The organism is Kitasatospora sp. NPDC001683, assembly GCF_053596495.1.
Genome location: NZ_JBSFGK010000002.1, coordinates 83,674 through 110,661, shown reverse-complemented (window position 1 = coordinate 110,661; position 26,988 = coordinate 83,674). Strand labels below are relative to the sequence as shown.

Sequence of the window (26,988 nt, the reverse complement as noted above, 5' to 3'; positions counted from 1 at the left end):
CCACCGTGACAGCCGGACGTCGCCCCTTGCCCATGAACACTTCCGGACGCGAACACAGCGCTCGGCCGCAGGCGACAGTCAGCGCCCCGGGCACGACTCGGACCCGGCATGCCGGCAGTCACGATCCGTATCGCGTCTGCACTGCCGTGGGTATCGCCTGAGCGCCCTCGGTTGCCGACGCGCCTACGGTTTATGCGGTCGCTGATCCTGTCATGAACGAGAAGGCCCGGCTGAGTGATCGGCCTGATGGTACGTCAAATAAGCTCAAATCTTGCTCAGTTATCCGGCCATGTAACGCACGGTTCATGTGATGTGTGCATGATGACTCGTGTCTGGCGATGCGAGCCAATGGAAAGTTACGCACCGTCGGACGTCAAGACCGACGACGTCCAAACCTTACTCGGAGTAATCGATGACGATCGCACGTCGCAAGTACGACTCCCTGAAGCGGTTGTCCCGCTCGGCCGGAGCCGTCGCCGCCCTCGCCATGGGCGCGTCGCTGATCGCGGCACCTCAGGCCTTCGCGGACAGCGACCCCGGTGTCGCCAACCTGCTGAACGCCTGCAGCTGGGCGGACTACTGCCAGTTCCACCCGCAGAGCTTCCGGACCTACACCGGCCCGGTGCACCAGGTCAGCCAGTCCCTGTACAACTGCACGAACGCGAACTCCACCCAGTCGGTCAACTGGGCGGAGACGACCGGCTCCGCGAACTCGGTCGGCGTCTCCGTCTCCGCGAGCTACAAGTTCTCGCAGGTCTTCGAAGCCTCCATCCAGGCGACCTACAACCACACCTGGGAGACCTCGCACACCTTCGGCGAAACCGACGCGGTGACCATCACCCCCGGACGGGTCGGCTGGATCGAGCGCGGCACCGCCAAGCAGGAGGCCACCGGCTGGTACGAGATCCACTTCGGCAAGCGCTACTACGGCCACTACATCTGGTACATACACAACTACAAGGAGTCCGGCCCCAACGCGAACGCGCCCAGGGGCTACGTCAACACCCAGTCCCGCCCAATGTCCGCCGCCGAGCGCCGGGCCCACTGCCACCGCTGAGCAACACCCTGACCGCCTGCCGCCCGCATCCCTCCCCGGAGCGGGCGGCAGGCCCTCCACAGGCAGAAGGCCATGACGGCACATATGACGAACCGCCGCTTCGCAGCGGCACTGGCGACCATGGTGTCCGCGCTGCTGCTCTCCGGCTGCGCGGCCGGCCACCAGCGCACCTATACCGCCTCCGGCGATCCCGGCCAGGGCCCGATCGTGATCGGCGCCGACAACTCCGCCGAGAGCCGCGTCGTCGCGGCCCTCTACGAGCAACTGCTCACCGCCGCAGGGGAGAAGACCCAGATGGCGAACAGCTCTTACGGCACGCCGGCGGACACCGCCAAGGCCGTGACCGCGGGCACGCTCACCCTGGCGCCGGCCTACGAGAGCGCGCTGCTGCACACCTTCCCCGGCGGCCAGACGCTCCCCGGGAACATGACCGCGACGCTCAGCATGGCGCTGCCTCCAGGCATCGACGCCCTGCCGCCCGCCGCCGCGCAGCGCGGCGTGGTCCTCGCCGTCAGCCGTGCCACGGCCCAGCGCTACGACCTGCACGGCACCGCGGACCTGGCCAAGGTCCAGGGCGGCGTCGCTCTGGGCGGCGCTGCGGCACAGGACCCCGATGCGCCGTCAGCCGTCGTGTTGACTGAAGCCCATGGCGTCACCATCAGTCCATCGAGCACCGTCGAGGTGCTCGTGCTGCGAGGCACCGACCCGGTTGTCACCGGAGAGGGCCTGACGGTGCTCGCGGATCCCGCGGCGTCATCCCACCGGAGCACGTCTTTCCCCTGATCAACGCCGACTACGCGGGTAAGGCGACGCGCACCGCGCTCGCCCGCCTGAACTCCTCGCTCACCACAGACCAGGTTGCCGCACTCGCCTCCGCCGTCACCGGCGGCGATCTCGGCCCAGGCCGCCGCCGCCTGGCTGCGCGCCGAGGGTCTGGTGCACTGACCCCTTCCCGTGACCCGATCAGAGAACGGTGAATTCCCATGACGCGTCTCGTGCGCCGAGCGGCGGTGGCCGTGCTGGCTACCGCCGCGATCAGCGCCCTGGCGATTCCGACCACCGCGTCGGCCAAGGGCGACAACCACATCCAGCGGCGACTGTCTCCTCAACGCCGATGAATCCGAATGAATCCTCGATCGTTTCATGTCACTCAGGACTTCAAGTTGTCCTCACTAAGTAAATGTATGACTACTCCCGTTGCCTGTAAGCGCAGAAGGGGGAGGCGTGGGGCGTCCTGAGAGACCTCTTGACCCGGGGGCCGGTCCCGTGCAGCGGCTCGCGCATGAGCTCCGGGAGTTGCGCCGCGCGGCCGGCAGCCCGTCGTACCGGGCGATGGCCGGCGCGGCGGGGTTCTCCGTGACCACCGTGTCGCAGGCGGCCGCCGGGGAACGGCTGCCGTCGCTCGCCGTCCTGCAGGGGTACGTGCGTGCTTGCGGGGGCGACCCCGCGCAGTGGGAGCCGCGCTGGAAGGAGGCGAAGGCGGCCGTTGCGGGAGTGGTACACGAAGATGCGGCGGATGCCAGGCCGCCGTACCGGGGCCTGGCCCGCTTCGAACCGGACGACCACCACCTGTTCTTCGGCCGCGACCGGATGGTCGAGGAGCTGAAGCGGCTGGTGCGCGACCACCGGTTCGCGGTGCTGTTCGGCGCCTCCGGCAGCGGCAAGTCCTCGCTGCTCAGGGCGGGCCTGATTCCCGCCCTGCGCCAGGAGATCGCCCGTATGGGCCGCCCTGCCGTGCTGCGGGTGCTCACTCCGGGAACCCTGCCCGCCACCACGTACGCGCATCTGCTGGCCCCGGCGGAGAGCGAACCGGAGAGCTGGGTGGTGGTCGACCAGTTCGAGGAGGCCTTCACCCTGTGCCAAGACCGGACGGAGCGGGCCCGCTTCCTCGACCTGCTGCTGGCCGCGCGAGAGGCGGGCTCCCGGCTGCGGGTGCTGGTCGCCGTACGTGCCGACTTCTACGCCCGCTGCGCCGAACACCGCACTCTCGCCGACGCGCTGCGCGGTGCCGCGCTCCTGCTCGGCCCAATGACGGCCGACGAGTTGCGCGAGGCCATCGTCAAACCGGCCCAGACGGCGGGGTGGCTTGTGGAGCGTGAGCTGACCGCGCGTCTGGTGGACGAGGTCGAGGGCGAGCCCGGCGGTTTGCCGATGCTCTCGCACGCCCTGCTGGAGACCTGGCGGCGGCGTCGGGGACGGATCCTGACGGTGGCCGCGTACGAGGCCGCGGGCGGGGTCCGCGGCGCGATCGCGGCCACCGCCGAGGAGGTGTACGGAAAGCTGTCCCCAGACCAGGCGCGCACCGCGCGGCATCTGCTGCTGCGGATGGTGGAGCCCGGCCAGGGTGCCCCCGACACCCGCCGCCCGCTCACCCGGGCCGAACTGGATGAGTGTACGGATCCCGAGGCGCCCCTCGTGGTGGAGCGGCTGGCCCGCGCCCGGCTGCTGACCGCCGACGAGGTAGGCGTCTACCTCGCTCACGAGGCGCTGATCACCTGCTGGCCCCGGCTGCACGGCTGGGTCGAGGAGGGCCGCGAACGGCTGCGCCGTCACCGGCGCCTCATGGAGGCCACGCGCTCCTGGCTGGAGCACGACCGCGACCCGGGCGCGCTGTATCGGGGGGCCCGGCTGGCGCGTGCGGAGGAACTGTTCGCGGACGACGGCACGCTGACCGAGTCCGAGCGGGCCTTCCTCACCGCCGCGCTGTCGGCCCGTGAGACGGAGCGGCAAGCTGCGGCCCGCACCGCCCGCCGGTCCCGGTTCTTGGCCACCGCGTTGTCCGCCGTGCTGGCGGTGGCCATGGTCGTGGGCCTGGCCGCGTGGCAGCAGCACAGGGACAGCGCACGCCAGCGCAAGAGCGCCGCCCGCCGGGTGGCCGAGGTCGCCGACGCCCTGCGCACGAGCGACCCGCGCTGCTCCTGGGCGTCGCCGTCTGGCGCACGGCGCAGCTCCCGGAGACCCGCCGTGCCCTGCTGGCACCGCACCGGACACACCGCATCGACCTGACGGAACGGGCATGACGCAATGGTGAGCGTCTCGCTGCGCGTCGACCTGCCCGAGGGAGGCCCCCGGCAGTTCCGAGCCGCCCCGGACTGGACCCGAGTACGGAATGGCCACCAGGCGTTCCCGGCCCAGAGGCCCTTTCAGCCCTCGATCCCCATGAGTCGCCACGCCATCTCCACAACCCGGTCCCCCAACTCCGGATCCCGCTCGCCCTGCCGCATGTACGACGCGTAGTAGCTCCCGATCATCATGTCGGCGACCAGCTCCGCGTCGACCCCCTCGCGCAGCACCCCCTGTGCCGCCAGCCGCCGCAAGGTGTCGATGAGCGGCTTCTGCCGAGGCTCCAGCGCGTGTTCCCGTACGAGCTCGATCAGGCCAGGTGTGCGCTCGGCCTCGCTGAGAACGTTCCCGATGACGGTCAGGCCCCGGCCTGTCGGGCCGAAGGGAGAGGCGTGGCGCAGGGCCTGCCGCAGGGCCTCGACGGGTGGGAGTTCCTCCAGGGGGCCGACGGGGTGCCGTTCACGCTCCTCCTGGAAGTTGAAGTCGAGGGCGTCGACGACCAGGTCGTGCTTGTTGGACCAGCGCCGGTACACCGTCGGCCGGGTGACGCCGGCATCGGCGGCGATGTCACCGATCGTCATGCGGGAGTAGCCGTCACTGACGAGCCGCTCGACGGTCGCGCGCAGAACCGCCTTCTCCACCGAAGGGTCCCTGGGTCTGCCGGGCCCGCCCCCGGAAGGCGGTTTCGCCCTGCTCTTCCCTGCGCCCTCTTCGCTGTTCTCAGGGCTCTTTTCGGCCATGTCTCGCATCCGGTCAGCGTAGCTTGGCATTGCTTTACTTGACAGTCACGTAACATAACCTGAGATAGTTGTTGAGTACACGAAGGCATCCGATCGGAAGGAACGTGTCGGCTTCCCCGCGAAGACGGTGGCCGACACGCCCGGCAGGCCGCACCTACCGCTCCACCCGTAGCCCGAGCGCCACCCCGGGCAGACCACGCCTTCCCCGGGCCGCTGGCCCGCCGCGCCATCGCACCAGGCCCGGCCATCGGCATGTGCCTGGACCGTGCACCAACTTGCCCTGACAAACCACAGTTGATGGAAAGTCGGTGAAGCCGGTGTCCTCGACACCTCGAACCAACGGCTCGGCCTCCCCCGCTCAGGAGACCCGGCTCCTCGCCTCCCCCGCAGTCCTGGCGACCTTGCGCGACCGCAGCATCGGTCTGCCGCAGGCTGTCGCCGCCGTGATGGCGGAGTACGCCGATCGCCCCGCCCTCGGTGAGCGGGTCCGCGAGCCGGTGACCGACCCGGCGACCGGCCGGACCGAACCGCGGCTCCTGCCGCACTACACGACCATCAGCTATACCGAGCTGTGGGAGCGGGCCGGCGCGGTTGCGGCCGAGTGGGCGGCGGACGCAGAGAACCCGGTGGGCGAAGGCGACTTCGTCGCCATCCACGGGTTCACCAGCGTCGACTACACGGTGCTCGACCTGGCCTGCCTGCGGGCCGGCGCGGTCTCGGTGCCACTCCAGCACAGCTCCTCGCTCGGCAAGCTGAAGCCGATCGTCGCCGAGTGCGCGCCGCGCGTCCTCGCCACCAGCATCGAATCCATCGACAGTGCCGTCGAGTTGGCCCTCTCCGCGCCGTCGCGGCCACGCCTTGTCGTGTTCGACTTCCACCCGGAGGCCGACGAGGAGCGGGAACGGTTCGAGACCGCCCGGGGCCGGCTCGCGGACGCCGGGGTCACGGCCGTCGAGGCACTGAGCGCCGTCGTCGCGCGCGGCCGGACCCTGCCGGCGCCGGTCACGCCCGCGGCAGCGGAGGACAACCCGGTGCGGCTGCTGATCTACACCTCCGGCAGCACGGGCGCGCCCAAGGGCGCGATCTACACGGACAGCATGCTCAAGAGCGTCTGGGCGGGCTGGCTCCCGTCGAAGGGCGACGCGTCGCCGGTCACCATGGGCTACATGCCGATGAGCCACATCGCGGCGCGAGCATCGCTGTACATGACGCTGGTCCGGGGCGGCGCGATGTACTTCACCGGATCCAGCGACATGTCGACGCTGTTCGACGACATGCGCGAGGCCCGTCCGACCCAGCTGATGCTGGTGCCGCGGATCTGCGACATGCTCTTCCAGGAGTACCAGAGCCGATCGGCGAGCAGGGCCGGGGAGTTCGCGGACCCCGACGCGCTCGACAAGGCCGTCAAGGCGGAGCTGCGGGAGGAGTTCGTCGGCGGCCGGGTGCGTGACGTCCTCTGCGGCAGTGCGCCGATCGCGGCGGAGCTGAAGCGGTTCGTGGAGTCCTGCCTGGAGCTGTCACTGCGGGACGGCTACGGCTCGACCGAGACGGGCCCCGTCCTGATGGACGGGCGGGTCGTGCGGCCCCCGGTCATCGAGTACAAACTGGCCGACGTACCCGAACTCGGCTACTTCGCCTCGGACGTGCCGCATCCGCGCGGTGAACTCCTGATCCGCAGCGAGATGATCACCCCCGGCTACTACAAGCGGCCGGACGCGACAGCTTCGGTCTTCGACGCGGACGGCTTCTACCGCACCGGCGACATCATGGCCGAGACCGGCCCGGACCAGTTGGTCTACCTCGACCGCCGCAACAACGTCCTCAAACTGGCCCAGGGCGAGTTCGTCACCGTCTCCCAGCTGGAGACCACCTTCGTCACCAGCCCCCTGATCCGGCAGATCTACGTCTACGGCAACAGCGAGCGCGCGTACCTCCTCGCGGTCATCGTCCCCACCGAGGACGCCCTCGCGCAGGCCGGCGACGTGGAGCAGCTCAAGCCCCTGCTCGCCGCCTCCCTCCAGGAGATCGCCCGGAAGGCCGAGCTGGAGCCGTACGAGATCCCGCGCGACTTCCTCGTCGAGACCGAGCCGTTCAGCCCGGCGAACGGACTCCTCTCGGACATCCGCAAGAACCTGCGCCCCAGCCTCAAGGACCGCTACGGCGATCAACTGGAGGCGCTGTACGAGGAGTTGTCCAGTGGCCGCCAGGAGGCGCTGCGCGCGCTGCGCGCGGCCGGCCCCGATCAGCCGGTGTTCGAGGCGATCCGCGCGGCGGCGAGCGCGCTGCTCGGTTGCCCCGCCTCCGAGCTGCGGCCCACCGCACGCTTCACCGACCTCGGCGTCGACTCGCTGTCGGCGCTGTCCTTCTCGCAACTGCTGCGGGACGTCTTCGCCGTCGAGGTGCCGGTCGGGGTGCTGCTCAGCGCCGGCAACACCCTCCAGGCGGTCGCGGACCACATCGAGGCGGCCCGCGCCGGCGCCGGGCGCCCGTCGTCCGCGTCGGTGCACGGCCCGGACACGGCCGAGGTGCGCGCGGACGAGCTGACGCTGGAGAAGTTCCTCGACGTCACCGCCCTGGGCAGCGCCCGCCCCGCCTCCGGCGCCGCCCCGCACACCGTGTTGCTGACCGGCGCCAACGGCTACCTCGGCCGGCTCATGTGCCTGGACTGGCTGGAGCGCCTGTCGGCGACCGGCGGCCGGCTGATCTGCGTGGTCCGCGGCCGCGACGACGCCGACGCTCATCGTCGGCTCGACACCGCACTCAACAGCGGAGACCAGCAACTCCTTTCCCGATACCACGAGTTGGCGGCCGGCCATCTCGAAGTGCTGGCCGGCGACATCAGCAAGGAGCGGCTCGGGCTCGACGAGGACACCTGGAACCGGCTCGCCGAGGACGTCGACGCCGTCTTCCACCCCGCGGCGCTCGTCAACCACGTCCTGCCCTACGAACAGCTCTTCGGCCCGAACGTCGTCGGCACCGCCGAACTGATCCGGCTGGCCCTGACCGGCAAGGTCAAGCCGTTCACCTACCTCTCCACGGTCGGCGTGGCAGGCGGTCTCGATCCGGCCCGGCTCGACGAGAGCGCCGACATCCGCGAGGCGAGCACCGCCCGAGGGCTCACCGACGGCTACGCCTCCGGGTACGCCACCAGCAAGTGGGCCGGCGAGGTGCTGCTGCGCCGCGCGTACGAGGAGTACGGTCTTCCCGTCACCGTTCTGCGCTCCGACATGATCCTGGCCCACCGCCGGTACGCGGGCCAGTTGAACGTCCCCGACATGTTCACGCGGCTGCTGTTCAGCATCCTGACCGCGGGGATCGCGCCGGCGTCGTTCTACCGGCCAGATGCCGACGGCGGGCGGGCGCGGGCCCACTACGACGGGCTGCCGGGTGACTTCGTCGCCGAGGCCGTCAACACGCTCGGCAGCGCCGGCCTCACCGGCTACCGGACGTACAACGTGGTCAACCCGCACGACGACGGTGTCTCGCTGGACACCTTCGTGGACTGGCTCATCGCCGCCGGGCACCCGGTCAGCCGTATCGCCGACTACGACGAGTGGTTCACCCGCTTCGAGACCGCCCTGCTCGCCCTGCCGGAGGCACGGCGGCAGAACTCGCTGCTGCCATTGCTGCACACCTTCCGCCGACCCGACGAGCCGTTGAACGGTTCGATGGTCCCGGCGGTGCAGTTCACGGAGGCGGTGCGGAAAGCAGGGCTCGCGGATAAAGAAATCCCGCATGTGGAAGCGGAGTTGATCGAGAAGTACACGACGGACCTGCGGTTGCTCGAACTGATCTGACACACGCGGGGGACAGTCGGCGTAGACCTCTGCCGGAGTGCGTTAGCCCTGGCTTGCGCGGACAGTGGGTACTGACTTCGGCGCACTAGCGTCGATCTTTCGTGACGGCCCGTTGGTTGTTCCGGCGGGCCGTTTCGGCTCTCGGGCCGCTGATGGGCAGGGCGGTGGCCCGGCTGTCGCGTCGGGTAGGCGCCGGGTTCCACGGCTCCGGAGTGGTGGGCTGCTCGTCGGAATAGGCGTTGTCGCTGATCAGCCTGGCTGCGGCAGAGCTTGAAGGCGCTCGAACGCGGTGGTGATCACGTCGGTCCAGGGGCAACGGCGGACCAGTCGGAGCCGGCGGCGGCGGCCGATAGCCCCGAGCCGGGCGGCGGAGGATCGTTCCCCAGGTACGGAGATGGGGTCGGCGCGGTTTCGGGGCCGCCGATCGGGCCGGGCGGTTGGAGTCGTCTCCCCGGGGGCGCGCGGAGGCATCCAGCGGAGCCGCCCGTGGCTGGGGCGGCTCCGCCTGGTGTCGGGCTCAGGTGAGCAGTTCGACGCAGTCGTAGGCGAAGCCGGGGCTGAGGAATTGCGAGCCGCTGCTGCCGGAGACGACGGTGATGGTGAGCGTGTTGGTGCCGGGCCGGAGGGCGGAGGCGGGGACGGTGAAGGCGTAGGTGTGATTGTTGCCGCGGTAGGAGCCGACCGTGAGCGAGCGGGTGCTCGGTTCCGAGTGGGGTTCGGGGGCGGGTGGGGTCCAGTCGTTGAGCCGGATCCGGGGGCGGCCGTTGAGGTAGGCGGTGGTGATGCCGATGTTGAGGGTACGCGCGTGGGCGGCCTGCTCTGCCGTCAGGTCGAAGGTGACTCTCCGGCCGTCGTTGACGTCCCGCCACTGGTAGGCGGGGAAGTCGGCGGCCGTGGACCGGCCCACGGTGAAGTCGCCGCTCCACGGCTCGGCGCGCGCGTCCGAGGGGTGTGCGTGGGTGACCAGGTCGGCATTGCGGAAGCCCGCCGGGGTGCCGTCCCAGCTGCCGATACGCCAGATCGCCGGAGCCCGGTTCGGGTCGTCGGCGGGCGTGAGGGTGATGGTGTGCAGGGCGGTGGTGCTGCCGGGCTGGACGGTCACGACGCCGGTGCGGACGGCGAGTTCGCCCTGGTAAACCGTCCAGGTGTAGGCGCCGGGCAGCATCCGGCGCGCGGTGAAGGCGCCGGTGCCCGGGTCGGCGCTCGCCCAGTACTGCGCGGCGGCGTTGGCGAACCCGACGGTGTAGGCGAGGGCCGGGTTTCGGCCCGAAATGCCCACCCCGGACACGGCTCCGCGGTCGCTGTCGCCGACCCAGCCGGCCAGGCCGAGCCCGTCCACCCAGGAGGTATCGATGCGGTCGTGCCACAGCTCCGATGAGGGTGCGCCGCCGTCGGTGAAGGCGAGCACGTACGGCCCCTGCAGGCCGAAGCGCATCGGCTCGGTCTGGTTCTCGCCGTAGTAGAGGATCTCGTACAGGCCCGCGCCGGTGTCGTACGAGTGGCGCATCAGGGAGCGGTAGAACGGTCCGCCGGACGCCTTCTCGTGGTTGCTGCGCACCATCCACAGGCCGACGCCGGGCTTGCTCCAGCCCACATACCGGTAGTCGATAACCCGTTGGTTGGAGTAGTGCTTGGACCGGGTGGTGCCGTCGGGTCGGCGGCGCACGTCCTGGGCCTCGATGAGGACGTCCTGGGTGGCATCCCAGGAATCGGGGTTGTGATTGGGGAAGAGGCCGGGGCGGACGCGCACGATGTAGCGGCTGACGGTGATCGAGTCGTCCGCCTTGTCGGTCCACAGGTAGACGTTGTTCTCGCCCTGGCGTGCGGCGTAGTAGTGGCGCAGGGTGCCGTGGACGACGCTGACCAGGACGGTCCGGCCGTGCCGGGCAATGCTCACCGTGGACGGGCCGAGGCCGGATTCGACCTGGGAGTTCTGCCCGTTATAGCCCTGGTACTCGACGCCCCGGTAGACCAGGGAGGTCAGGTCGCCGGTGCTCCTGCTGACCCGGAAGACCAGGTCGGCGCCGGTGTGCACGGTGTACTCGCGGCCGTCATCGGTGTAGCCGAACGTGCCGCTTGCCGTGGTGGCGGCCTGTGCGCCGGACAGGACGGCGCCGGCGCCGGCCGCCGTCCCGCCCAGGGCGATGCTCGCCGCTCCGGCCCGGACCAGGAACCGGCGGCGGCTCGGACGATGCTTGCTCATGCTGCGATGCTTCCTCTTCGGTCGACGGCCGTCACAGGCTCGGGTAGGCGGGGAAGGTAAAGGTGGGCACCGCACCGCTGCCAGTGGGCAGGGCGGTGACGGTGACGCCGCTGCCGCTGGGGGTGAGGTTGCTGTTCCAGGTCCGGATGTGCGCGTAGGAGGCGGCGGTGACGTGGACCGGTGCCCGGCAGCCGCCGTCGCTCGACGCGAGGGTTTCTCGCAGGTCGGCTCGCCGGATGCCTGGTGGACGGCCGCGTTGCCCGAGCCGTTCACGGTGACGTCGGCGTCCAGGACCAGGACGTCGCCCTGGCGAACCGTCAGCGGACCGGCGAAGGGGTGAATCGTCCACCACTTGGCGGCCGTCGTGTCGCAGGTGCTCTGCTGCAGCGGCCTGCCGGAGGCGGTGTCGCCGTCGCGCAGGGCGAGGCGCTTGCGCTGTTCGCGTTGACCAAGCGTGAAACGCCCGGCTCGCTTGCTCACGTCCGACAGTTCCTCTTCGACGGGACCGGCGGGTGGCCCGACCAGGGCAGGGCCACCCGGAACGCGGCGCCGCGCTCTGCCTGTCAGTGGCCGCCCGGCCGTGAAAGGTTGCCCGCCTCGGAGAACTTTCCCGAGCCGCGCCCGACCACGCGCTGAATCCTGGCGGTTTCCCCTACACGCTGCACCAGGCCGTTGCGCGTTGGCGTTGCTGAAGCGCGACGACCACCTGTCAAGCCGGCACGGAGCGCCCGGAACCAGGAACTCGCTGGTGGTCAGCACCGAATCTGGACGGCGCAGAGTTGTTCATCAACCCGGACCATCACGCCGAACAACCCGCCGACGCCGAGGCCAGCCGGGCCTGGGTGCGATGCACAAGGTCTGTCCTGCGAGAGGTCGACAGCCGCCGATGCTGTCGCCTTGCCGACGCCGCGAGGTAGCACGGCCGACCACGGCCGGGGAGGGCCGAGCCGGGCTCGGCCCTCCCCGTGCCGTCAGTGCCGGCCCATGTAGTGGAAGCTCTTGTAGTGGTCGGTGGTCCAGAACACGTCACCGGTCCGGATGTTCCGGACGATCCGGTTGGTGTCACGCCCGGGAATGTTGGAATTCTCCGGCACGTGGTACACGGTCGTGTTGTACTCCTGGAACGCACCTCCGGCGTTCACGCTGGAAGGGCCGGCACCGCCGGTGTTCATGAAACGGCGCAGTGAGCCGTCCCTGTCGTTATATGTCCCGCCGGTGAAGAGCAGTTCGTTCACCCGCTGATGGGTGCTCGGGTTCACGAACGAGCCGGCGTTGACCCATTCGCGGTTGCCGATGTTGGTGGCGTTCGGCCAGCCGATCTGCTCCCACAGTCGGATAGCGTCGACCATGAAGGCGGGCGGCTGCTGGGGGTGCGCGTCACTGCCGGACACGGGGGCCGGCGCCGGCGGCGGCGGGGGCGCTGCTACTGACGTGCCAGCACCGGCGAAGCTCAGGCACGCGCCCAGCGCGGCCGACGCGAGACCGACAGCCATCGCTCGCCTGCTCTTTGAAGCACGCTTCGCATCGACCGACCCATTGGTCATGGGAGACACAGACACTTCTCCTTCTGTGAGACAGGTTCCAGACCTCGTACTCCGGCCTCGCACTGACGCCGGATGACGCGGTCACGGCTCGATCATCAGGGCCGGGGAGTTGTTCAGCCAGTCGAATCGGCAGTGCAAACAAACGCCTCCGAACGCACCGCGGGGCAGCATCGTTGAGGTTGTCCGGCCTCTTCACCTGATGTCCGGCGTGGGCACACCGCGGATGGGCCGCTGTGGAAGGACAGCTCGTGAGGGACTGCGCAACTAACGGCGGATCTGCTGATCGAGGAGAGACGCCGTGGCTGAGACTGTGACCGAGGCCGAGGGCGACGATGTGAATGGCCGTCAGCTGCCGGGATCGGCAGTTGTGGACGATGAGCATCGGTCTGCTGGTGGACCGGGCCCGCTCGGAAGGGCTGCAGCTGACCGGCGAGGGCGGGCTGCTGCAGCAGTTGAACGAGCGGGTGCTGGAGGCCGCGCTCGAGGGCGAGATGACGGACCACCTCGGCTATGAGAAGCATGACCGGCCGGCCGCAACGGCGGCAACTCCCGCAACGGCAACCGCGCCAAGACCGTGCTGACCGACGTCGGGCCAGTAGAGATTGATGTCCCCCGGGACACCGAGGGCAACTTCGAGGAGCTCTACGGCCGGCTGCGCACGATGCTGCGCGCCCTGGCCGGGAAGAAGCCCGAGCCCACCGCCGCGATCATCGACTCGCAGTCGGTCAAGGCCGACGCCACCGTCGGCGCGGCCACCCGCGGCTACGACGCCGGAAAGAAAATCAACGGCAGGAAGCGGCACATCGCCGTGGACACCCTGGGCCTGCTGCTGACCGTGATGGTTACCGCCGCCTCGGTCAAGGACAACGATGCCGGCCGCGACCTCCTGGAACAACTGCGCGCCGAACACCACCGCATCGCCCTGGTCTGGGCCGACGGCGGCCACACCGGCTGGCTGGTCACCTTCGCCCACGCCGTCCTGGCCCTCGCCCTGGCGCGTTGGTCTCGAAGGTGGCGTCGCCGCCGTCGATCCCGGCCCGGTAGATCGCCAGCACCTGCTCGGCGTGCTCCGGAAGCATCACCGCGACCCTCACCGTGCTCACGCGGCGGCCTCGATGCCGAGCTCGGCGAGCAGGCCCCGGATGAGCTGCTCGATCTGGTCGCGGATCGGGCGGACGGCCTCCACGCCCTGGCCGGCAGGGTCCTCCAGCTTCCAGTCCAGGTACCGCGTGCCGGGGAAGTACGGGCAGGCGTCGCCGCAGCCCATGGTGATCACCACGTCGGACGCCTGCACGGCCTCGGTGGTCAGCACCTTGGGCACCTCGGCGGAGATGTCGATGCCGATCTCAGCCAGCGCCTCGACCACGGCCGGGTTCACGGCGTCGGCCGGGGCGGAGCCGGCCGAGCGGACCTCGACCCGTTCGCCGCCGAGGCGGGTGAGGAAGGCGGCGGCCATCTGGGAGCGGCCGGCGTTGTGCACGCAGACGAACAGCACGGACGGGACGGAGGGAGAGCTCACGGGATACTTCCTTCGGGCAGGAACAGCGGGATGGGGTCAGCGGTCGGCGGTGGCCGGGTGGTACTCGCCGTGCGGGACCACGACGTCCTCAGCGGCTGCGGTGGGGCGGCCGAACAGCACGGCGACCAGGGCGACGCCGACCACCAGGCCGACGAGCTGGGCGGCGACGAACGGCAACACCGAGCCGGGGGCGATGCCGGCGAAGGTGTCCGTGAAGGCACGGCCGATCGTCACGGCGGGGTTGGCGAAGCTGGTGCTGGAGGTGAACCAGTAGGCGGCGCCGATGTAGGAGGCGACCGCGACCGGGGCGAAGTGCGCGCGGCCGGCGCGGGCCAGACCGAAGATCAGCAGGACCAGGCCGGCGGTGGCGACGACCTCGCCCAGCCACAGGTGCGAGGCCCAGCGGGCGTGGGTGGACCAGCGGACCAGCGGTTCGGCGAACATCGCGTCCGCCAGCACCGCGCCGCCGATCGCCCCGGCGATCTGGGCGGGCAGGTAGGCGGCGATCTCTCGCAGTGTCGGACCCTCGCTGCCGCTGTGGCCGGTCCACCAGGCGGCCAGGGTGACCACGGGGTTGAAGTGGGCGCCGGAGACGGGGCCGAGCAGAGCGATCAGCACTCCGAGGCCGAAGACGGTGGCCAGGGAGTTGGCGAGCAGCTGGACACCGACGTCCTGGGAGAGCTTGGTGGCCTGGATGCCGGAGCCGACCACGACGGCGACCAGGGCACTGGTGCCGACGAACTCGACCGCGACCCGGCGTCCGAGCGGAGCCATCTCGGTCATCTCGCGCCCCCTGCCGGGACCGCGGCGGTGGCGTCCGGGGCCTGGAGCAGGGCAGACAGCTTGGCGAGCGCGGCGGGCAGCACCCAGTAGTAGACCCAGGTCCCGCGTCGCTCGGAGCCGACGAGACCGGCCTCGCGCAGCACCTTCAGGTGGTGGGAGATGGTCGGCTGGGAGACGTCGAAGGGCCCGGTCAGGTCGCAGACGCAGGCTTCGCCGCCCTCGTGGGAGGCGATCAGGGACAGCAGTCGCAGGCGGACCGGGTCGGACAGGGCCTTGAAGATCTTCGCCAGGTCGGCGGCGGCTTCCTCACCCAAGGGCTCGCGGACCATCGGCGAGCAGCACGCCACTGCGTCGTCCTGGCCGAGCACTGGCAATTCCAGATTCGACATGCGTCTATGTTGACGGTCATCTATTCGAAGAGGCAAGCTCGCTGTATCGACAGATGTCGAAACAAGACCTCGGGGAGACCGCCATGTCCCGTGTTCAGCTCGCCCTGCGCGTCGCCGACCTCGAAGGCTCCATCGCCTTCTGCTCCAGGTTCTTCGGTGCCGAGCCGGCCAAGCGCCGCCCCGGCTACGCGAACTTCGCCATCACCGAGCCGCCGCTCAAGCTCGTCCTCATCGAGGGCGAGGCCGGCGAGGACACCCGCCTGGACCACCTCGGCGTCGAGGTCGAGAGCACCGAGCAGGTCACCGCCGCCTCCACCCGCCTCAAGGACGCGGGCTTGGCCACCTTCGAGGAGGACGACACCTCCTGCTGCTACGCGCTTCAGGACAAGGTGTGGGTGCACGGGCCCGGCAAGGAGCCTTGGGAGGTCTACGTCGTGAAGGCCGACGCCGACATCCTCGGCAAGAGCGCCCACAGTGCGCCGGAGGCCTGCTGCGGCGCCACCGCCTGCTGCACGCCGGACGAGGAAGCCTTCGACCCGTCCCAGAGCCCGGCCGAGGCGAAGGCCGCCGCCGGCTGCGCGTGCGGCGGCTGACCACGTAACCGGAGGAATGCGACGCCTTGGGAATAAGTGCTCTCCGCCGGTATGACAATGCGCGGAATTACAGCTGATGCAACATCGAACACGATGTACGCACCGCGCTGACCGAGGGTTCTTCGGTGAGATCGGCTGGCGGCTGATCTCGTCGGCCCACTCCTGCCTGGAGTGACGTAACCGATGCAACCTAGTTGCGCTGAATGCAACACGGGTCGGACGGCAGACCTTCCCGGATGCTGTGCACGTGCTGCTGGCGTCGGGACTTGACTGGAGCGGAGCCTTGGCAGACCGCTCTACAGTCGACTGACTCGGAAGGAGTGAAGTCGCCTCCATGGCGAGGGGCCGCGAACTGGCACGCAGTGCGGCGCTCCAGGAGGTTGCCGCGCCGGTGGCCGTGGTGGCGGTGAACCGATCGCGGGTTCCAACGGTGATGTTCTCGGTGAACATTTGCTCAGACACCGGAGACGTGGGCGAGTTGGCCGACGGCGGCGGTGATGGCCATCGCGAGGCCGCCGCCGAGGACCACGCGCAGGGCGGGACGGAGGACCGCCGTACCCGCGGCGCGGGCGGAGAGGACGCCTGCCAGGGCGAGGCCGCAGAGGGTGACGGCAACGATCAGCCCCAGGCGTGCGGTGGTCGATCCGGCGAGCAGGCCGAGGAAGGGCACGAGTCCGCCGCCAAGGAAGCTGGCGGCGGAGGCGAGGGCGGCCTGGAGGGGGTTGGCGGCGGTGTGTTCGCTGTGGCCGAGTTCGTCGCGCAGGTGGGCCTGGAGCGGGTCGGCCTCGTGCAGGGCCTCGGCGACCTGCCGGGCGAGGTCGCGGGGGACGCCCCGGTTCTCGTAGATGGCGGTGAGTTCGGCGAGTTCGGCCTGCGGGGACTCGGCGAGCTCGCGCGCCTCCTTGGCGCGGTCGGCGGTCTCGACGTCGACCTGGGAGCTGACGGAGACGTACTCGCCGGCGGCCATCGCCATCGCACCGGCGGACAGGCCGGCCAGGCCGCCGGTGACGACGGTGGAGGTGCTCGCCCCGCTGGTGGCGAGGCCGACCATGAGGCTGGCGACGGAGACCAGGCCGTCGTTGGCACCGAGGACGGCGGCGCGCAGCCAGCCGGCCCGGCCGGCGGCGTGGCTCTCGGGGTGCGGGGTGAAGCGGTCGTGGCGGGTCATCGGGGCGGCTGCTCCTGTCGGCTCGTCGAGATCAGTGTCGGGGGGAGTCGGGCGGCTGTCCCGTCCGGGCAGGCCGTCCGGGCATGGCGCTGTCGGTCACCGGCGGTCGCTGCGCAGGGCGAGGCGCGGGCAGGCCCGGACCGCGCGGCGGGCGTGCACGCGCAGGCCGCGCGGGACGACGGCGCCGTGTTGGACGGGGTAGCCCCATTCGTCGAGGGTGATGAGTTCGGGGAGGAGTTCGGCGCACTGGCCGTGGCCGGTGCAGGCGATCCGGTCGATGCGCAGGACCTCGCGGTCGGTGGCTGTCATGTCCACTCCTGGGTGCGGGTCGTGGGTGGGACGGGCAGGGTGGTCGGGCGGTGGCAGTGGCCGTGGCTCAGGTGGTGGTCGACGTCGTCGGTGAAGGTGGTGAGGGCGCTGGCGGCGAGGCGGGCGGCGCCGTCGGGGTGGCGGCAGGCGCCGCGGCCGGGCAGGAGGCCGATCCGGTGGCGGAGGCGGTCGAGGAGGTCGGGGGTGGCGTGGCCGTGGGCGAGGGCGGTGTAGTCGTCGGCGACGGCGGGCAGGCCGAAGAGGCAGGGGCCGCACTGTTGGGCTGCGTTGGCGCCCAGGTAGGCGAGGATGCGGGCGGTCTCGGCGAGGGGGCAGGCGTCGTGTGGAAGGGCGGCGATGACGCCGGCTCCGGGCGTGGCGTGTGGGGTGAGGCCCTCGCGGCTGAACGGCAGGCCGAGGGCGTGGGGGAGGCTCAGCCAGGTGCCGGCGAAGCCGCCGAGCAGGACGGCCTGGGGCGGCTGGTCCGGGCCGCCGGCCTGCTGGAGGAGCGTTCCGACGAGGGCGCCGGGTTCGGTTTCGAGGACGCCGGGGCGGTGGACGGCTCCGGCCACGGTGACCAGGGTGGTGCCGGGTGAGGCGGTGGTGCCGGCCTGGCGGAACCAGTCGGCGCCGTGGCGGGCGATCAGGGCGAGGTGGGCGAGGGTTTCGACGTTCTGGACGAGGGTGGGCCGTCCTCGAACGCCCTTTTCGTGGGTGCGGGGTGGGGAACTGGTGGGGCGGGCGGGGCCGCCGTTGAGCCAGTGGACCAGGGCGGTCGACTCGCTGGTGACGTAACCGTGCGGCAGCGCCTCGATCCGGATGGGGACGGAGTCGAGCCCGGCGGCCCGGCGCTCGTCGACGGCGGTGGCCAGGGCGTCCAGCTGGGCGGCGCGGGTGCGGGGGACGCACACGTGGACGCGGTCGGCGCCCACCGCTTCGGCGGCCAGGACCGTGCCGTCCAGGACGAGATGCGGCGCGGTGGCGAGAAGCATCTGATCCTTGCGGCTGAGCGGCTCGCTCTCCATACCGTTGGCGACGACAACGGCCCGTCGGCGTTGCTGCCCGGCGACGGCCCGCAGCTTGCGGCCCGTGGGGAATCCGGCGCCGCCGCGCCCGGTGAGCCCGGCCTCCTCGACGACTTCGATCAGCGCTCGCCCCGGCCGGGGTACGGGGCCGTGGTGTCGAAGGTGCTCGGTCAGACCAAGCGGCCTGACAGTGGCGGACCAGCTGTTCAGTAGCCGCGGGGTGGTGCTCGGCTCGGTGAGCGCGCGGGCCGGTGCGGGGGTCATCGGATGCCTCCCAGGGCGGTGAGGGAGAGGGCGGCGGCGCGGTGGGACCAGCCCGGCTGCAGTGGCCCGGTGGCCAGGAACGCGGTGACCAGCACCGGTACGGCCAGAACCAGGAGACCGGTACTCAGCCGGATGGAGAGGTGGCCGGGCCCAGCTCGGTAGAGCCGCCAGCCTGCGGCGGCAGCCACCGCGGCCAGGCAGGCGGCATAGAGCCACAGTTGCAGCGGTAGACGGGTGTCGGTGCCGGTGCCGGCCGCGTGGAACAGGCCGATCGGCCAGGCCGCGTACGCCAGCCAGTGCACCGCCTTCCACCTCCCTTGGCCGATGCGCAGGCGCAGCGCGCTGGTGACGAGGACGGCGAGCAGGAGGTCGAAGGCGACGGTGCCCAGACCCAGCCACAGCGGCCGGTAGGAGGCGCCGAACGGAACGACGGCGGTGGCCCAGGAGAGGTGGACGTAGGGGTCGATGATCGCGGTGGCGATGTGCAGGGCGAGGAAGGCGAGGGTGAGGACGGCCAGGTTGCGGTGGAGCAGACCGATCTCGAAGCGGCCGATCCGGCGCGGTCGGGCCTTGCCTCCGATCGCGATGCCGAGGCCGACGGTCGCGGTGAGCAAGAGGAGAGCGATGGTGCCGCCGGCGCGGCTGGCGTACCAGAGCGGGCTGGCGGCGAGGGCGGTCGCGGTGGTCATCTCGGGCCTCCCGCCCGGTCGTGGGGCCAGCCGCCGAGGCGGGTAGTGGTGCCGTCGAGGCGGACCAGGCGGGCGGGCAGTCCGGTCCGCTCCAGCCAGGCGACAGCGGCGTTGCCGAGCACGATCGCGGCGGTGGTGGCGGTGTTGGCGTCCACGCAGGTGCCAGCGGCGACCGTGACGGTGCGCCAGTACGCTTCGGCGGACCGGCCGGTGGCGGGGTCGACGATGTGGTGGACCACCTGGCCGCCGCGGCGCCACATGCGCACGCTCACGCCCGAGGTCGCCAAAGCACCGGAGGTGACGGCGACGACCGGGCCGGAGCCGGTGGCGGCGTGGTCGTCGGCCAGGCCGACGGCCCAGCCCCCGTGCGGGGCTTGGCCGGCGGTGGCGAGGTCGCCGCCGAGGTTGACCAGCACGCCGCTACCGGTGGCGTCGGCGATCCGGCGGGCGGCGCGGTCGGCGGCCAGGGCCTTGGCGGTCGCGCCCAGGTCCAGGACGGTGCCGTGCGGCACCAGCAGGCGCCGGGTGCCCGGGGCCCAGCCGACGGCCTGCCAGCCGGTGGCGGGGCGGGCCGTGGGCAGCGGCGTGGTGTCCTGAGGGCGCAGAGAGGTGAAGGTGCGGTCGTATCCGAGGGCGATCACGGCGCGGCCCACGGTCGGGTCGACGGCCCCGCCGGTTAGTTCGGCGGCACGCAGCGCCGCCTCCAGTGCTTCGGCGAACAGCTCGCTGACGGTCGTGGTGGTACCGGCGGTGGCGTTGATCCGGCTGAGTTCGGAGCCGGGCCGGAAGCGGCTGCACACGTGGTCGATGGCGGTGAGTTCGTCCATCAGGATCCGCTCGGCTTCGGTCAGCGTCCGCTGGTCGGTGGTCAACAGGGTGGCGGTGGTGCCGAGGGCGGGGAAGCTGGTGGCCGCGCCGAGGACGCGGTGGCCGTTCATGACGCACCGGTCCGGGTCTGCGGCATCTGGTGAGTGGGGGCCGGGGCTTGCGCCGGTGGGGAGAGAGTCGTGCAGGTCACCGTGGACTGCGGCGTGGCGGCGCTCAGTGCCGGAGCCGCGAGTTCCTCATAGTCGTCGCGGCCCTGCTCCTTGTCGCCGCGCGGCGGCGTGTTGGCCGGGGCGGGAGCGGCGGGTTGCTGGGTGCAGGTCACCTCGGCGGGCAGCATGCTCCGTGTCGGTGCGGGTGCCGGCGCGGGCGCGCCGGTGACGCCGGGCGCGAGGCTGACGTAGGTGAGGCCGAGAGCGGCGGACCCGGCGGCGGCGGCCGCGACGGTCCAGCGGGTGGCGGTGGAGACCCGCCTCATCCCACGCTCGCGGTGCCCGGGCCCTTCCGGCTCAGGCTGGTTGTGGAGATCGGCCATGGCGGACGCTCCTCGTGGTCCGGCTCGGGTGTTTCCACTGACCACGATGCGTCGGGGCGCTTCTCGGACCTGCTCACAAGCTGTGCAGAACCGGTAAAGATCAAGGTGTTCGGCGGTCGTGCCACAAGGGCAGGTCGAGGACGACGGTCAGGCCGCCACCGGGCGTCTCCTCCAGGGCGATGGTGCCGCCGTTGACGGTGATCAGCCGGTGCACGATGGCCAGCCCGAGCCCGCTGCCCCGGGCCTTGGGGTTGCCGAAGCGGTGGAAGGCGACCGCGCGTGCTTCGGGGGTCATGCCGGGGCCGTCGTCCACCACCCGTACCCGGACAGCGCCGGCCACGGAGGTGCTGTCGATCGTCACCGTCCCGCCGTCCGGGACGGCATCCAGGGCGTTGGCCAGCAGGTTGTCCAGCACCTGCTCCAGGTCTCCCTTGCCCAGGGCGACCGGACCCGCAGTCCGGGAGCTGCTGGTGAGGTGGATGCCGCGTTCCTGTGCGACCGGCTCCCATGCCGTGATCCGGTCGGCGACGATCTCGTCCACGCGGACCGGCACGGGTCTCGGTACGGTCTGCTCGGCCCGCGCCACTGCGAGCAGCCCGTCCACCAGGCGCGAGAGCCGGGCCACCTCCTCCTGCGCGGAGGTCAGCAGCTCCGGCGCGCTCTCCGGTGCGGCGGTGGCCAGCAGGTCCAGACGCAGCCGCAACGCCGCGAGCGGCGTGCGCAGTTGGTGGGAGACGTCGGCGATGACGGCCTGGTGGCCGTGGATCAGGTTCTCGGTGCGGGCGGCCATGGTGTTGAAGGTCGCGGCCAGGCGGCGCACTTCGGGCGGGCCACTGTCCACGACCGCGCGTTCGCCGAGTCGGCCTTCGCCGAGTCTGTGCGCGGCGGTGTCCAGGGTGGTCAGTGGCCGGTTCACCCAGCGGGCGAGCCGGACCGAGACAAGGGCGGAGGCGGCGATCCCGGTCACGGCGACCAGGCCGATCCAGGCCCAGGTGACCGCGATCCGGGTGTTCAGCGGGGCTGCGGAGCGGGCCAGGACCACCGCACCGTCCGGCTGTCGGAACGTTCCGACGGGTTCGGCGGCCAGCAGCCGACCGTCTGTCTCGGGCGGTTCCGGCTCCCGGCCCGTGAGGGTCTCGGCCGCCAGCTCGCGGGCCTCGGGGGCCTGGGCGGCCTGGCACGGTGTCGCGGCCACCAGCCGGCCGTTCGCCTCGTACACCGCCGCGCAGTCCCCCGCCTTCGCCACGTCGGAGAGATCGGCGTTCATGGCGTCCGCCGGTGCCCGGTCGGACAGGTATTCCTCGGCGGAGGCAGCGATGACCCGGGTGGCGGCCTGAGCCTTGTCCCGGAACGCCAGGTGTTCGCGCTGCGTGATCGACAACCCCAGGGGTACCGCCGCCGCGGCCACCAGAACGACCGTCAGTGCGAGCAGGGCCAGCACGATCCGGCGGGTCACGGCGTCTCCGCGACCTCACCGAGCCGGAAGCCCCGCCCGTAGGCCGTCTCGATCAGACCGGGCACGCCGAGCTTTCGCCGCAGCGCGGCGACGTGGACGTCCACCACCTTCGTCGGCCCGTACCAGTGCGCGTCCCAGGCGCTCTCCAGGATCTCCTGACGGGTCACCACCCGGCCCGGGTCGGTCGCGAGACAGGCCAGGATGTCGAACTCCTTCGGCGTCACGGGGACCTCCCGGCCGCCGACCGTCACCCGGCGGGTGCGGCGGTCGACCGTGAGCGGGCCGTGGCGCACCGGCTCCTGCTCCGACGGGCGGGTGCGGCGCAGCACCGCGCGCAGCCGGGCCATCAGCTCGGCCAGGCCGAAGGGCTTGACGAGGTAGTCGTCGGCGCCTTCGTCCAGGGCCAGGACCCGGTCGGCCTCCTCGCCGCGCGCGGTGACCGCGATGATCGCCGTGTCCGACCGCTGCCGGATCCTCCGGCACACCTCGACACCGTCCATGTCCGGCAGTCCCAGGTCGAGCAGCAGCACATCGGGTACGGGCGCCGCCAGCGCGGCACGGCCGGTGTCGACGCTGTCGGCGACGTAGCCGGCCTGCCGCAGGCCCCGCACGAGGGAGTCCGCGATCACCGGATCGTCCTCCACCACCAGCACCCGGAAGACGCCAGTGTCCGTCGCCGTAGTCATCTCGCCCGCTCCCTGGTCTGGCCAGCCGGTTCGGCGGTCACCGCCATCGTGCCCACACCCAGGGAATGATCGCTTGGGCCGAACAGTCCCGGCTCCACCCACAGCTGCCCGGGACACGATCAGGGCCCGCCCGGCCCAGCCGATCGGTCCGAAGGCCCCTGGCACCTGAACGAGCCCGTGGGGTTCGGTGGACTGGAGGATCGGAGGTCCGGCATGACCGAGCTGCACGACGACCAGCAGGCGGCGCGGCGCACGACTCCCGGCACGCACGCCTGGCTGGAACCGGCCCTGCTCGCCGTCACCGGCGCGGCGCTGGCCGCCGGCGGGATCGCCTGGCTCGCCGGCGCCGGAACGCTCGCCGATGCGTGCTGGGCCGCCGGAACCGCGGTGGCGATCATCCCCTCCCTCGCCTGGGTGATCAGCGCCCTGCGCCGGGGCCGGGCCGGGGTCGACCTGATCGCCGTCCTGGCTCTAGCCGGCACCCTCGCCACCGGCGAGTACCTGGCCGGAGCCCTGATCGCACTCATGCTCGCCACCGGCCGCTGGCTGGACGCCGCCGCCGAACGCCGCGCCTCCCACGATCTGCGCCACCTGCTCGAACACGCCCCGCGCTCGGCCCGCCGCCGCACCGGCGACCAGGTCCGCACCGTCCCCCTCTCGGAGGTACGGGTCGGCGACCTCCTGGTGGTCGGGCCCGGCGAGGTCGTCCCCGTCGACGGCCGGATCGAGGGCGGCACCACCGTCCTGGACGAGTCCGTCCTGACCGGGGAGTCGGCGCACATCGAGCGGGCAGCCGGAGAGACGGTCCGCAGCGGCGGCGTCAACGCGGGCAGCGCATTCGACCTGCGCGCGACAGCCACCGAATCCGACAGCACCTACGCGGAGATCGTCCGCCTCGCCCAGCAGGCCGGTGCCGAGAGCGCCCCGGTGATCCGGCTCGCCGACCGGTACGCCGCCTGGTTCCTGCCGCTCTCCCTCACCGTGGCCGGCCTGGCCTGGCTGCTCAGCGGATCGGCGGTGCGGGCGGTGGCCGTGCTGGTCGTCGCCACCCCCTGCCCGCTGCTGCTCGCGGCACCGGTCGCGATCGTCTCCGGCCTGTCCCGCGCCGCCCGCCAAGGCGTCGTCATCCGCGACGGCGCAGCCCTGGAAACCCTCGGCCGCGCCCGCACCCTCGTCCTCGACAAGACCGGCACCCTCACCACCGGCCGCCCCCGTGTCATCGACATCGCCGCCGCCCCAGGCCACAGCGTGACCGAGGTCCTCACACTGGCCGCCTCCGTCGACCAGTACTCCCCACACGTCCTCGCCCAGGCCATCACCGACGAAGCCCACGCCCGCGGCCTGACCCTCCTGCCCGCACACGACATCGCCGAGGAGCCCGGCCGCGGCGCCACCGGCCACGTCGACGGCACGGTGGTGAGCGTCGGCAAACACGACGGCGCGCCCCTGTCCGCCTGGGCCCGCGCCGCCGACAACCGCGCCACCCTGGACGGCGCCGCCACCGCCTGGCTGTCCACCGACGACACGCCCACCGGGGCGATCCTGCTGCGCGACCCACTCCGCCACGACGCACCCCGCACCCTGCGCCGCCTGCGCGAAGCCGGCATCACCCGACTGCTCATGCTCACCGGCGACCGCACCGAGCCGGCCCGCGAGGTCGCCGCCGTCCTCGGCCTCGACGACGTCCACGCCCAGCAGACCCCCGCCGACAAGGTCGCCGCCGTTCGCGCCGAACGCGAGCGCGCCGTCACCGTCATGGTCGGCGACGGCGTCAACGACGCTCCCGCCCTCGCCGCCGCGGACGTCGGCGTCGCCATGGGAGCCCGCGGCTCCAGCGCCTCCTCCGAGGCCGCCGACATCGTGCTCACCACCGACCGCGTCGACCGCCTCGCCGACGCCGCGACCATCGCCGTCCGCGCCCGGCGCATCGCCGTCCAGAGCGCCCTCGGCGGCATGCTGCTCTCCCTCGCCGCCATGGTCGCCGCCGCGTACGGCCTGCTCCCGCCCGCCGTCGGTGCCCTGCTCCAGGAAGCCATCGACGTCGCCGTCATCCTCAACGCCCTGCGTGCCCTACGCCTCGACCGCACCGCCCTGCCCACCATCGAACCGGCCACCGAACAGCTCATCCGGCACTTCGCCGCCGAACACGACGACCTGCGCGAGGTCATCGAAGCCGTCCGCGAAGCCGCCGACCAGCTCACCGACACCACCGGCCCGCAGGCCCTGCACGCCGTCCACCACGTCAACCGGCTCCTCACCGAACAGCTACTGCCGCACGAACTGGCCGAGGAGCACCAGCTCTACCCGGCCCTCGCCCCCGCCCTCGGCGGGCCGGAGGCCACCGCCACCATGAGCCGCGCCCACACCGAGATCCACCGCCTCGCCCGCCGGGTCGCCACCCACCTGCAACTCGCCGACGCCAACCACGGCCACCTGCGCGACGAACAGCTCGACGACCTGCGGGCCTGCCTCTACGGCCTCCACAGCGTGCTGCGCCTGCACTTCGCCCAGGAGGAGGAGAACTACTTCTCCCTCGCACACTGACCGAACGGAGAAGCCGGGGGCGGTCGAGTCGACCACCTCCGACTTCTCCTGCACCGTCCGAGCCGGCCCCGGCGGGGGCTCACCCGGAAACGGGGCGGTCACCCTTGGGGGTGGTCAGCCCAGGCCCTTGCGGGCGGTCTGGAACGCCTGGGCGTGGCCGGCCTCGTCGGTGGCGTTGTGCTGGAAGAGGGTGGCCGCGGCGGTGTCGCCGGCGGCCTTGGCCTGCTGGGCGAACGTCGGGTACATGGTCTGGGACTCGTAGGTCTCGCCGGTGATGGCCGTGGCCAGGTTCTGGCTTGTGGTGCCGACCGTTCCGGCCAGCGCCGCCTCGCCGGAGAAGTGCTCCTGCAGCTCCACGTTGGAGACGGCGGTGAACAGGCGCGCCAGTGCGGGGTTGCCGCTCTGCTGGGCGTGCTGGGCGTAGAGGGTGTACTTGGCGTGTGCCAGGGCCTCGCCGTGCATGGCGGTGTCGAGGTTGGCCTTGGTCTGCGCCGAGGTGACCTTGGGCTTCCCGGCCGGTACCGTCACGGGGTTGACGGCCGGAGGTGCCGGGATGGTGCCCTTGCCGTTGCGGAGCGCGGTGAGGGCGGCCTGGTACGCGGCCTGGTGGGCTGCCTCGTCCTTGGCGATCTCGGTGAAGAGGTCGGCGGCGGCGGTGTCGCCGGCCGCCTTGGCCTGTTGGGCGAACGTCGGGTACATGGTGGTGGTCTCGTACCCCTCGCCGGTGATGGCGTCGGTGAGGTTGGCCTCGTTGCCGCCCACGAGGCCGCTCAGTGCGGCTTCCTGGGTGAAGTGCTCACCCAGCTCCACGTCGGCGGTCTTCCGGAAGAGGTCGGCGACCGCGGGCCGGCCCTCGCGCTGGGCCTGGGCCGCGAAGAGAGTGTAGGAGGCGTTGGCGAACGCCTCGCCCTTCATGGACTGCGTGAGGTTGGTCTGCGTCTGTTGCTGCAGAGTCGGGATCGCGGTCCTGGCAGCCGGGCCGTCGACAGCCGGTGCGGCGGAGGCGGCGCACATCGCGACGCTCGCGGCCAACGCACCGGTGACGAGAGCGCGTATCGGGTAGGCGGTCATCTCAACCTCCTTGGCGGACGCATTCGTCGGGCACCCTCGCCCAGCACAGCAAGACGCCCCGGATACGGCCATCCGGCCGCACCCATTCAGGTGAATACGCGGACGCAGTAGGTGGAATACGACACGCCGGAATAAGTACTCTCCGCCGGTATAACGGGTCGAATTGCATCCGATGCAACCATCGGATGCCTCGAACGGCCTCGACCTGGGGCTTCATCAAGGGGGGCCGACCCGAAGTCGGCCCCCCTTGATACGCCTTCCGCTACCCCACCGTGAGAAGGGAGAGGAGGAAGGGCGGGGCCAGCCGCCGCATCGCCTCACGGCCGTCGTCGTCAGTCTCCGCGAGCGTGGTGTTGAAGGCGTCAGCCATGAAGATCAGCTGCACGGCGGTGACAGTCTGCTCCGCCGGCGTCGGGTTCGGCTCGGCCAGGCCGGTCAGCAGGAAGGTCCGGCTGGCCCCGGAAATCATGCCCGTTCCCCACTGCTCGGTGGCCTCTGCCGGTTGGCCGGCGGCCAGCTCGGCTTCGACGGCTGCACAGCTGGTTTCTGCCCAGGCCGCGATCTCACCTGCCGCTGTCCAGGCCGCCTGCAGCCGCTCGATCGGGGCTGCCTGGGCCACGGTGTAGAGGTGATTGGCGATGCTGTCGACCGATAGGCCCGGGAGCTGGTGCGGCGGCGCGGCTGCCAGAGCAGCCAGCGGATCGCGGGGATCGGTCTCCAACAGATGG

The 26,988-nt window shown here is 71.5% G+C and carries 22 protein-coding genes and 4 pseudogenes; 9 read left to right on the top strand and 17 right to left on the bottom strand.

The annotated features are described in order from the left end of the window. The first annotated feature begins 412 nt into the window (after window positions 1-412). The 4 genes and pseudogenes from ACWCYO_RS01500 to ACWCYO_RS01485 all read left to right on the top strand — a co-directional run. Window positions 413-1,057, top strand: a complete 645-nt coding sequence (locus ACWCYO_RS01500; RefSeq protein ID WP_270140518.1) for a hypothetical protein — start codon at window positions 413-415, stop codon at window positions 1,055-1,057. Between the two features lie 84 nt (window positions 1,058-1,141). Further along, window positions 1,142-1,840: a glycine betaine ABC transporter substrate-binding protein gene (locus ACWCYO_RS01495; protein ID WP_449782987.1), complete on the top strand. Its 699-nt coding sequence runs from the start codon at window positions 1,142-1,144 to the stop codon at window positions 1,838-1,840. A 200-nt stretch (window positions 1,841-2,040) separates the two neighbouring features. Next, on the top strand, window positions 2,041-2,175 hold the full coding sequence (locus ACWCYO_RS01490; RefSeq protein WP_270140515.1) for a hypothetical protein: 135 nt from the start codon (window positions 2,041-2,043) through the stop codon (window positions 2,173-2,175). Window positions 2,176-2,281: 106 nt separating this feature from the next. Then, window positions 2,282-4,032 (top strand): annotated as a pseudogene (locus tag ACWCYO_RS01485) (nSTAND1 domain-containing NTPase); the annotation flags it as partial. Window positions 4,033-4,200: 168 nt separating this feature from the next. Here the strand turns inward: ACWCYO_RS01485 and ACWCYO_RS01480 are convergent. Beyond that, entirely contained in the window at window positions 4,201-4,761 is a 561-nt protein-coding gene (locus tag ACWCYO_RS01480) for a TetR/AcrR family transcriptional regulator (protein ID WP_270140513.1), read from the bottom strand. Between the two features lie 407 nt (window positions 4,762-5,168). Here ACWCYO_RS01480 and car point away from each other — a divergent pair, with 407 nt between their 5' ends. Further along, window positions 5,169-8,657 carry a carboxylic acid reductase gene (car, locus tag ACWCYO_RS01475; RefSeq protein WP_449782986.1) on the top strand — a complete coding sequence of 1,163 codons (3,489 nt, stop codon included), beginning with the start codon at window positions 5,169-5,171 and terminating at the stop codon, window positions 8,655-8,657. A gap of 517 nt (window positions 8,658-9,174) precedes the next feature. Here the strand turns inward: car and ACWCYO_RS01470 are convergent. Both ACWCYO_RS01470 and ACWCYO_RS01465 read right to left on the bottom strand, forming a co-directional pair. Next, complete coding sequence (locus tag ACWCYO_RS01470; protein ID WP_449782985.1) at window positions 9,175-10,860, bottom strand: rhamnogalacturonan lyase B N-terminal domain-containing protein; 1,686 nt, start codon at window positions 10,858-10,860, stop codon at window positions 9,175-9,177. Window positions 10,861-11,831: 971 nt separating this feature from the next. Continuing rightward, complete coding sequence (locus ACWCYO_RS01465) at window positions 11,832-12,413, bottom strand: hypothetical protein (RefSeq protein ID WP_449782984.1); 582 nt, start codon at window positions 12,411-12,413, stop codon at window positions 11,832-11,834. A 340-nt stretch (window positions 12,414-12,753) separates the two neighbouring features. Here ACWCYO_RS01465 and ACWCYO_RS01460 point away from each other — a divergent pair. Together ACWCYO_RS01460 and ACWCYO_RS01455 are read left to right on the top strand one after the other, a co-directional pair. After that, window positions 12,754-13,041, top strand: a pseudogene (locus tag ACWCYO_RS01460) (transposase); the annotation flags it as partial. 24 nt (window positions 13,042-13,065) lie between these two features. Beyond that, window positions 13,066-13,296 (top strand): annotated as a pseudogene (locus tag ACWCYO_RS01455) (transposase); the annotation flags it as partial. 100 nt (window positions 13,297-13,396) lie between these two features. Here ACWCYO_RS01455 and ACWCYO_RS01450 read toward each other — a convergent pair. From ACWCYO_RS01450 to ACWCYO_RS01435, 4 genes and pseudogenes are all read right to left on the bottom strand, one after another. Beyond that, window positions 13,397-13,483, bottom strand: a pseudogene (locus ACWCYO_RS01450) (GNAT family N-acetyltransferase); the annotation flags it as partial. Between the two features lie 20 nt (window positions 13,484-13,503). Continuing rightward, the gene (locus ACWCYO_RS01445; RefSeq protein ID WP_449782983.1) at window positions 13,504-13,923 is read right to left on the bottom strand and encodes an arsenate reductase ArsC; all 420 of its coding nucleotides are present in this window, start codon (window positions 13,921-13,923) and stop codon (window positions 13,504-13,506) included. A gap of 36 nt (window positions 13,924-13,959) precedes the next feature. Beyond that, window positions 13,960-14,706, bottom strand: coding sequence for an aquaporin (locus ACWCYO_RS01440; RefSeq protein WP_449782982.1), 747 nt, complete (start codon window positions 14,704-14,706; stop codon window positions 13,960-13,962). Continuing rightward, on the bottom strand, window positions 14,703-15,095 hold the full coding sequence (locus ACWCYO_RS01435) for an ArsR/SmtB family transcription factor (RefSeq protein ID WP_449782981.1): 393 nt from the start codon (window positions 15,093-15,095) through the stop codon (window positions 14,703-14,705). Before ACWCYO_RS01435 ends, ACWCYO_RS01440 begins: the two co-directional genes overlap by 4 nt. An 83-nt stretch (window positions 15,096-15,178) precedes the next feature. Here ACWCYO_RS01435 and ACWCYO_RS01430 point away from each other — a divergent pair, with 83 nt between their 5' ends. Further along, window positions 15,179-15,688 (top strand): ArsI/CadI family heavy metal resistance metalloenzyme, encoded by a 510-nt coding sequence (locus tag ACWCYO_RS01430; protein ID WP_449782980.1) that lies wholly within the window; start codon window positions 15,179-15,181, stop codon window positions 15,686-15,688. Window positions 15,689-16,142: 454 nt separating this feature from the next. Here the strand turns inward: ACWCYO_RS01430 and ACWCYO_RS01425 are convergent, their stop codons facing one another. The 8 genes from ACWCYO_RS01425 to ACWCYO_RS01390 all read right to left on the bottom strand — a co-directional run bounded on the left by ACWCYO_RS01425 (window position 16,143) and on the right by ACWCYO_RS01390 (window position 22,645). After that, window positions 16,143-16,856: a VIT1/CCC1 transporter family protein gene (locus tag ACWCYO_RS01425; protein ID WP_449782979.1), complete on the bottom strand. Its 714-nt coding sequence runs from the start codon at window positions 16,854-16,856 to the stop codon at window positions 16,143-16,145. Window positions 16,857-16,952: 96 nt separating this feature from the next. Then, the gene (locus tag ACWCYO_RS01420) at window positions 16,953-17,165 is read right to left on the bottom strand and encodes a ferredoxin (RefSeq protein ID WP_449782978.1); all 213 of its coding nucleotides are present in this window, start codon (window positions 17,163-17,165) and stop codon (window positions 16,953-16,955) included. Continuing rightward, window positions 17,162-18,454 (bottom strand): NADH-ubiquinone oxidoreductase-F iron-sulfur binding region domain-containing protein, encoded by a 1,293-nt coding sequence (locus ACWCYO_RS01415; RefSeq protein ID WP_449782977.1) that lies wholly within the window; start codon window positions 18,452-18,454, stop codon window positions 17,162-17,164. The genes ACWCYO_RS01420 and ACWCYO_RS01415 overlap by 4 nt, the downstream gene beginning before the upstream one ends. Beyond that, window positions 18,451-19,143, bottom strand: coding sequence for a ferric reductase-like transmembrane domain-containing protein (locus tag ACWCYO_RS01410; RefSeq protein ID WP_270140501.1), 693 nt, complete (start codon window positions 19,141-19,143; stop codon window positions 18,451-18,453). Before ACWCYO_RS01410 ends, ACWCYO_RS01415 begins: the two co-directional genes overlap by 4 nt. Further along, window positions 19,140-20,081, bottom strand: a complete 942-nt coding sequence (locus ACWCYO_RS01405; RefSeq protein WP_449782976.1) for an FAD:protein FMN transferase — start codon at window positions 20,079-20,081, stop codon at window positions 19,140-19,142. Before ACWCYO_RS01405 ends, ACWCYO_RS01410 begins: the two co-directional genes overlap by 4 nt. Further along, a complete protein-coding gene (locus ACWCYO_RS01400; protein WP_449782975.1) occupies window positions 20,078-20,503 on the bottom strand; it encodes a hypothetical protein in 426 nt (141 codons plus the stop codon). Before ACWCYO_RS01400 ends, ACWCYO_RS01405 begins: the two co-directional genes overlap by 4 nt. Before the next feature lie 100 nt (window positions 20,504-20,603). Then, entirely contained in the window at window positions 20,604-21,959 is a 1,356-nt protein-coding gene (locus tag ACWCYO_RS01395) for a sensor histidine kinase (RefSeq protein ID WP_270140498.1), read from the bottom strand. Next, window positions 21,956-22,645: a response regulator transcription factor gene (locus ACWCYO_RS01390; RefSeq protein WP_449782974.1), complete on the bottom strand. Its 690-nt coding sequence runs from the start codon at window positions 22,643-22,645 to the stop codon at window positions 21,956-21,958. Before ACWCYO_RS01390 ends, ACWCYO_RS01395 begins: the two co-directional genes overlap by 4 nt. A gap of 213 nt (window positions 22,646-22,858) precedes the next feature. On the opposite strand from ACWCYO_RS01390, the gene ACWCYO_RS01385 reads away from it, so the two are divergent. Further along, window positions 22,859-25,189 carry a heavy metal translocating P-type ATPase gene (locus tag ACWCYO_RS01385; RefSeq protein ID WP_449782973.1) on the top strand — a complete coding sequence of 777 codons (2,331 nt, stop codon included), beginning with the start codon at window positions 22,859-22,861 and terminating at the stop codon, window positions 25,187-25,189. A 114-nt stretch (window positions 25,190-25,303) separates the two neighbouring features. Here the strand turns inward: ACWCYO_RS01385 and ACWCYO_RS01380 are convergent, their stop codons facing one another. Then, entirely contained in the window at window positions 25,304-26,260 is a 957-nt protein-coding gene (locus ACWCYO_RS01380; protein WP_449782972.1) for a ferritin family protein, read from the bottom strand. Between the two features lie 262 nt (window positions 26,261-26,522). Beyond that, the gene (locus ACWCYO_RS01375) at window positions 26,523-26,981 is read right to left on the bottom strand and encodes a hypothetical protein (RefSeq protein WP_449782971.1); all 459 of its coding nucleotides are present in this window, start codon (window positions 26,979-26,981) and stop codon (window positions 26,523-26,525) included. Between the last annotated feature and the right edge of the window lie 7 nt (window positions 26,982-26,988).